This is a genomic window from Candidatus Propionivibrio aalborgensis (assembly GCF_900089945.1).
GTDB lineage: Bacteria > Pseudomonadota > Gammaproteobacteria > Burkholderiales > Rhodocyclaceae > Propionivibrio > Propionivibrio aalborgensis.
This window is the reverse complement of the sequence record NZ_FLQY01000025.1, coordinates 1-5,453: the sequence shown is the minus strand read 5'-3', so window position 1 is coordinate 5,453 and position 5,453 is coordinate 1. Positions and strand designations below refer to the sequence as shown.

The window sequence follows — 5,453 nt, the reverse complement described above, 5'->3', positions numbered from 1 at the left end:
ACAAATGCTATACGCATATTGTATCGCACGCGATGAATCGTGGCGAGTTTTTCAACAGAATCGCCGAACTGCTGTCCGTGAGTAGCCGTGTCGGGCGACTGCTCGACTCTATGAGCGGTCAACGAACGATTGCGGCGACGAATGTTGGCTCGGGGCACAAAGCACTTGGTGACGACTGGCTGCTTCCAGGAACCGGAATCGCACTGACTGTTTGTGGTGGAATGGAATTACTGGCAGGGTTTGCTATGGAATCGGTGGCCGGTTTTAGGTGGAATATCCAGCTGATGCATTGATGGTGGGCAGACTTCTTGAAGATGGAATAGGTTATCGGAATAGCCACTCTTGAAAATGCCTTGTTCTTGCCGACTGTGGCCCGATTGGTCTTTAGTTCAAATTCAGCATAGTGGTCGGTTCTCGTGGGCCACGAAAGGGCCAGTTGTGGGCCATGGCCCACAAAGAACAAAGCCCAACCTTTTTGGGTTGGGCCAATTCACTTCTAAGGTATTGTTTTTAAATTACATTTCGTGGTAGGGCGTGAGTGATTCGAACACTCGACCTACGGATTAAGAGTCCGCTGCTCTACCAACTGAGCTAACGCCCCACGGAGTAACCACCAACTAGCGCTTCCACCAAGATCGGTAGTGTCTTGGTAGGTCGGGAGAGATTCGAACTCTCGACCAACGGATTAAAAGTCCGCTGCTCTACCAACTGAGCTACCGACCCGAAAAAACAGGAAGGGCGGATTATAGATACCACCCGGAAACCTGTCAAATGCAGGCCCTTGGCACGCATGCCGTTGCTACGCTTCTTGTGGATTCCTCATGTAAGGGGTTGGGTCGGCAACGCCAGCCGCAGCAAAACCCTCCCGTCGCAATCGGCAAGAATCGCAAACTCCGCAGGCCATGCCCTGTTCGTCTGCCTGGTAGCAGGAAACGGTTGCGCGATAGTCAATACCCAGCTTGCTGCCGATGCGAATGATCTCGGCCTTGGAAAGATCGATCAAAGGAGCATGAACAGTCAACTTGCGCCCTTCCACACCGGCCTTGGTTGCCAGATTGGCCATGGTCTCGAAAGCGGCGATGTATTCCGGCCGACAATCCGGGTAGCCGGAGTAGTCAACAGCATTGACGCCGACAAAAATATCACGGCTGCCCAATACCTCGGCCCAGGCCAGCGCCAGAGAGAGCATGATGGTATTGCGTGCCGGCACGTAGGTGGCCGGAATGCCGGGCTGAACGCCGTCAACGGGTATCGCGATGCGGGTGTCTGTGAGCGCCGAACCGCCGAACTCGTCAAGACCCAGATGCAGTACGCGATGCTCGCTGGCGCACAACGCCGTGGCTACCGTGGCGGCCGCTTCAAGTTCAATGCGATGGCGTTGACCATAGTCCAGGGAAAGGCAATGGCAGTCGAAACCGGCGTCACGGGCGATGGCCAGCGTCGTGGCCGAGTCGAGGCCACCGGAGAGCAGTACGACAGCACGTGGCGGACTGGACCGAAAAGCGGTACTCATCGCGAAGCCATGGCTGAAAAAATCAGGCGACCAGGGCCGAGAACTCGCGATCAAGCAGTATCGGATCACCGAGATTGAGCTCTACCAGACGGCGCAAGTGCGTCACGCTGTCGATATCGATCGTCCGGCAAAGAAGGCCGGCCTTGCTTCCTTCAACATGCGCGACCCGGGTGTCCATGCTGATGAGATCGCCTGATTCGGCTTCGTCGAGGTGAATGCGCAGCACACAGACCGCCCCCTCATTGAGTGCCGTTTCGGCCGGCAGGCGAATCAGCGCGCCTTTCAGCGAAATGTCGAGGACCACAACATCGATACGGCTGCCAGTGCAATCCAGTCGGGCTGGAGTGTGGAAAGCGATACGCGAGAATTGGCGTCGATCTTCAGGCTGTTCAGCGTTCATGGCAATGTGTCCACGCGGTTACTTGCCCCGAATGTTACCCCAAAGCAGCTTGTGCAGTTGAAGTTGAAAGCGCACCGGCAATCGATCAGCAAGTATCCATTCAGCCAGCATTCGCGGTTCAATCGCACCCTGCACCGGCGAGAAGAGCACGGGGCAGACTGTGTCGAGCCGGTTCTCGACGATCGTATTTCGTGCCCACTCGTAGTCGGTGCGGTCCTTGATTACGAACTTCAACTCGTCATGCGGCGTGAGCAGTTCGAGGTTCTGCCAGCGATTCTTGCCGGACTCTCCCGAGCCGGGAGCCTTGAGGTCAACAACCCGGGAAACCCGCGGGTCAACGATGGCGATGTCGATCGCACCGGAGGTCTCCAGCGAGACCTCATAAGCACTGTCGCAGAGCGCCGTCAGCAACAGCAGGCAGTTTTTCTGAGCGAGCGGCTCGCCACCGGTAACACAAACCAGACGTGTTTTGAAAGTACCGACTTCTTCGAGAATCCGGTTCAGCGTCATGCTCTGCCCGCCGGTAAAGGCGTACTCGGTATCGCACCAGACGCAGCGCAGCGGACAACCGGTGAGCCGAACAAAGACCGTCGGCAAGCCGGCACGCGAGGATTCACCCTGTACGGAAAAGAATATCTCGCTCACCTTCAGCGAGAGGCGATTGTTACTGCCGACCACCCGCTTACTTCTTCAGGCGTTTTTTGGCAGTAGCGGCTGCCGTGCTATCCGGATACTTGGCAATTACCGATTTCAGGGTCGCTTCTTCGCCCTTGTTGTCGCCAAGTTCCTGCTGGCAGGTGGCGATATTGATCATCGCGTCAGGCGCCTTCGGATGCTGTGGCCACTTGCTGACCACAACCTTGTGCACCGCGATGGCCTTGTTGCAGTCGCGCAACGCGTAGTGCGCGTTGCCGAGCCAATACTGCGCATTAGGCGTCAGCGTGCTGTCTGGGTGGGCCTTGACGAAGGACTCAAAGGCGCTGGCGGCCTCTTTGATCTTGTTGGCTTTGAAGAGGTTGAGCGCAGCTTCGTACTCGCGCGTTACGGCGGCGGGGTCAACTGCCGACTTCTTTCCCGGATCGGAGCCCGGTTTTGCCCCGTCGGCCGGATTGTTCTCTCCTGGCGCGGCTGACTGCGGCTCCAGGTTACGCAAGCGACCGTCAAGGTCGATATAGAAATCCTGCTGACGCTTCTTGGTCGATTCCAGTTCGTAATTCAGTGTTTCGACCTGGCCGCGCAATTTGGCGGTCTCCTCGCGCAGCGCCTGAATCTGATTGACGAGATCGAATTGAGCTTTGGACAAGGTATCGAGACGCTCGTTGTTCTTGATTGACAGGTCCTTGATCTGTCGGCGTGCCTCCTCGTCGTCGAAGACTCCGGCCTGCGCGTGCTGTGCGCCGAAAACGGCGAGCAGCACAGTGAGTGCTGTCAAACCCGTTGCCAGGCCCGTTGTCAAACCCGATGAACGTCTCGACGCGAGACGCAAGTGCTGCACCAGCATCCTAGAACTCGCCACTGTAAAGCATGTCGCCACGACGGTTTTCGGCCCAGGCGGTTTCATTCTGGCCTTCGTTCTTCGGCTTCTCTTCGCCAAGGCTGACCGATTCAACCTGGTCTTCGCGAGCGCCAAGCAGGGTCAGCATCTGCTTGATCGCGTCGGCGCGCTTCTGCCCGAGAGCCAGATTGTACTCGCGGCTGCCACGGTCATCGGTGTTGCCCTGAATCAGCATCTTGAACTGGCGATTGCCGACAAGGAACTTGGCGTGCGCAGTGACCAGATCCTTGTACTCGGCCTTGACTTCGTACTTGTCATAGTCGAAATAGACGCTGCGCTTGGAGAGTATGCTTTTCGGATCGGTAAGAACGGCCGGCAGATTGCGTCCGTCAATACCGCCCGCGTTAACCGTAGCGACACCGCTATTGCGGGACTCTACCGGAGCACCATCCTGCTCGGAACCATCGGGCGTCGAACTGCAGCCGGCAATCATGAGGGCGAGAAGCGCGGGGATGATGAGTTGTTTCATGGTGTTTCTCCTACGAGAATATAGAGCGATTCAGAATTCGGAAAATTCAGGGTACGGTCAAAGAACAAGAGCGGGGCCGTTGACTATCTGGCAAAGGGGCCCCACGCAGGTTCGCGAACATCGCCGGCCTGGATGGAAAGCCGTTGCTTGATTCGGCCGTCAATCGATACGGCAGACAATACACCACGACCACCGATCTCGGTAGCGATCAGGATCATGCGGCCATTGGGCGCGAAGGTTGGTGATTCATCCTTGTGCGACTCAGTGAGGATTTGTACCTGTTTGCTGGCCAGATCCATGACCGCGAGGCGGAAGCCGCTCTCGCGACGGCTGATGAAAGCCATCGACCTGCCATCCGGCGATATGCGAGGCGAAACGTTGTAGCTCCCTTCAAAGCTTATGCGCTGCGCTGCGCCGCCGTCGGCGCTGATCCTGTAGATCTGGGGACTACCCCCGCGATCCGACGTGAAATAGATCGACTGACCGTCCGGACTGAAAAAAGGTTCGGTATTGATGCCCGACGTGGGGGTCAGCCGCTGTGCCCCCGAGCCATCGGTGTTGACCGTAAATATCTGGGAGCCTCCTTCTTTCGTCAGGACGACTGCCAGCTTGCGGCCATCGGGCGACCAGGTCGGAGCCGAATTCGATCCCTTGAAATTGGCAACGACGATACGTTTGCCGGTGGCCAGTGAATGCACGTAAACCACCGGTTTCTTGTTTTCGAAAGACACATAGGCCAGGCGACTTCCATCGGGCGACCAGGATGGCGAAATGATCGGTTCCTTCGACTTCAGCGCCGCCTGTGCGTTCTGCCCGTCAGCATCGGCGATGTGCAATTCATAGTGTTTCGGGCCGCCCTTCACGACATAGGCAATGCGCGTCGCGAAATAGCCCGGCTCGCCGATAAGTTTTTCATAGATCGCGTCGGCAATTCGGTGGCCCGCCGCGCGCAGCATTGGCGTCGACGTGACGAAGGCCGCTCCGGCGAGGGTGGCTTGCTTGTTGATGTCGTAAAGCCGGAAGCGTGCTTCCTGTCGGCCATCACCGCTCGGGACGATGCTGCCAGCCGCCAGTGCGTCGGCACCCCGGTTCTTCCAGTCGCTATAGGCCGGGCTGGTGGATTCGTTCATTGCGACACCATTGGCATCGACCAGCTTGAACAGCCCACTGCGTTCCAGATCGCCGCGTATGACCGATGTCAGAAGACGGGAGCTACCCGGATCTCCAGCAAATTCGGCAATCGCCACGGGAATCCGGTTAGCCCCGGCGCCGGTGATCTCAATCGTCAGTTCAGCACGGGCTACGGTCTGAAAAAGCGCCAGGGCGCTGAATGCGATAAGGCTCAGGCCGCGCAGTTTGAGCAAATGTCGAAGCATGGGGCAAAATCTTCCGATAAACAATGCGCGATTATATCCCCTCGGTGTGTGAAGCGTTTGTAACGGGACGTAATTTTACAGGGTCGGAGCATGAAAAACCGTTCACGATCATGGAGTTATGACAAGGGCTTTTAAACTTT

The 5,453-nt window shown here is 57.2% G+C and carries 7 protein-coding genes and 2 tRNA genes; 1 reads left to right on the top strand and 8 read right to left on the bottom strand.

Going from position 1 to position 5,453, the window contains the following annotated elements; genetic code table 11:
• Positions 1 to 293 (top strand): hypothetical protein (locus tag PROAA_RS01725; protein WP_222102046.1); only part of this gene is annotated, 293 nt, incomplete at its 5' end.
• Positions 294 to 525: 232 nt separating this feature from the next.
• Here the strand turns inward: PROAA_RS01725 and PROAA_RS01720 are convergent.
• From PROAA_RS01720 to tolB, 8 genes are all read right to left on the bottom strand, one after another.
• Positions 526 to 601, bottom strand: a tRNA-Lys gene (locus PROAA_RS01720).
• 46 nt (positions 602 to 647) lie between these two features.
• A tRNA-Lys gene (locus PROAA_RS01715) sits at positions 648 to 723 on the bottom strand.
• A 76-nt stretch (positions 724 to 799) separates the two neighbouring features.
• Positions 800 to 1,513, bottom strand: coding sequence for a 7-cyano-7-deazaguanine synthase QueC (queC, locus tag PROAA_RS01710; RefSeq protein ID WP_186409660.1), 714 nt, complete (start codon positions 1,511 to 1,513; stop codon positions 800 to 802).
• 22 nt (positions 1,514 to 1,535) lie between these two features.
• On the bottom strand, positions 1,536 to 1,913 hold the full coding sequence (locus PROAA_RS01705; RefSeq protein ID WP_186409659.1) for a PilZ domain-containing protein: 378 nt from the start codon (positions 1,911 to 1,913) through the stop codon (positions 1,536 to 1,538).
• 18 nt (positions 1,914 to 1,931) lie between these two features.
• Positions 1,932 to 2,591 carry a 7-carboxy-7-deazaguanine synthase QueE gene (queE, locus tag PROAA_RS01700; RefSeq protein WP_186409658.1) on the bottom strand — a complete coding sequence of 220 codons (660 nt, stop codon included), beginning with the start codon at positions 2,589 to 2,591 and terminating at the stop codon, positions 1,932 to 1,934.
• A 4-nt stretch (positions 2,592 to 2,595) separates the two neighbouring features.
• Positions 2,596 to 3,345, bottom strand: coding sequence for a tol-pal system protein YbgF (gene ybgF / locus PROAA_RS01695; RefSeq protein WP_245664116.1), 750 nt, complete (start codon positions 3,343 to 3,345; stop codon positions 2,596 to 2,598).
• A gap of 70 nt (positions 3,346 to 3,415) precedes the next feature.
• The gene (gene pal, locus PROAA_RS01690) at positions 3,416 to 3,937 is read right to left on the bottom strand and encodes a peptidoglycan-associated lipoprotein Pal (protein WP_186409656.1); all 522 of its coding nucleotides are present in this window, start codon (positions 3,935 to 3,937) and stop codon (positions 3,416 to 3,418) included.
• A gap of 83 nt (positions 3,938 to 4,020) precedes the next feature.
• Positions 4,021 to 5,313 carry a Tol-Pal system beta propeller repeat protein TolB gene (tolB, locus tag PROAA_RS01685; protein ID WP_186409655.1) on the bottom strand — a complete coding sequence of 431 codons (1,293 nt, stop codon included), beginning with the start codon at positions 5,311 to 5,313 and terminating at the stop codon, positions 4,021 to 4,023.
• Positions 5,314 to 5,453: the final 140 nt, after the last annotated feature.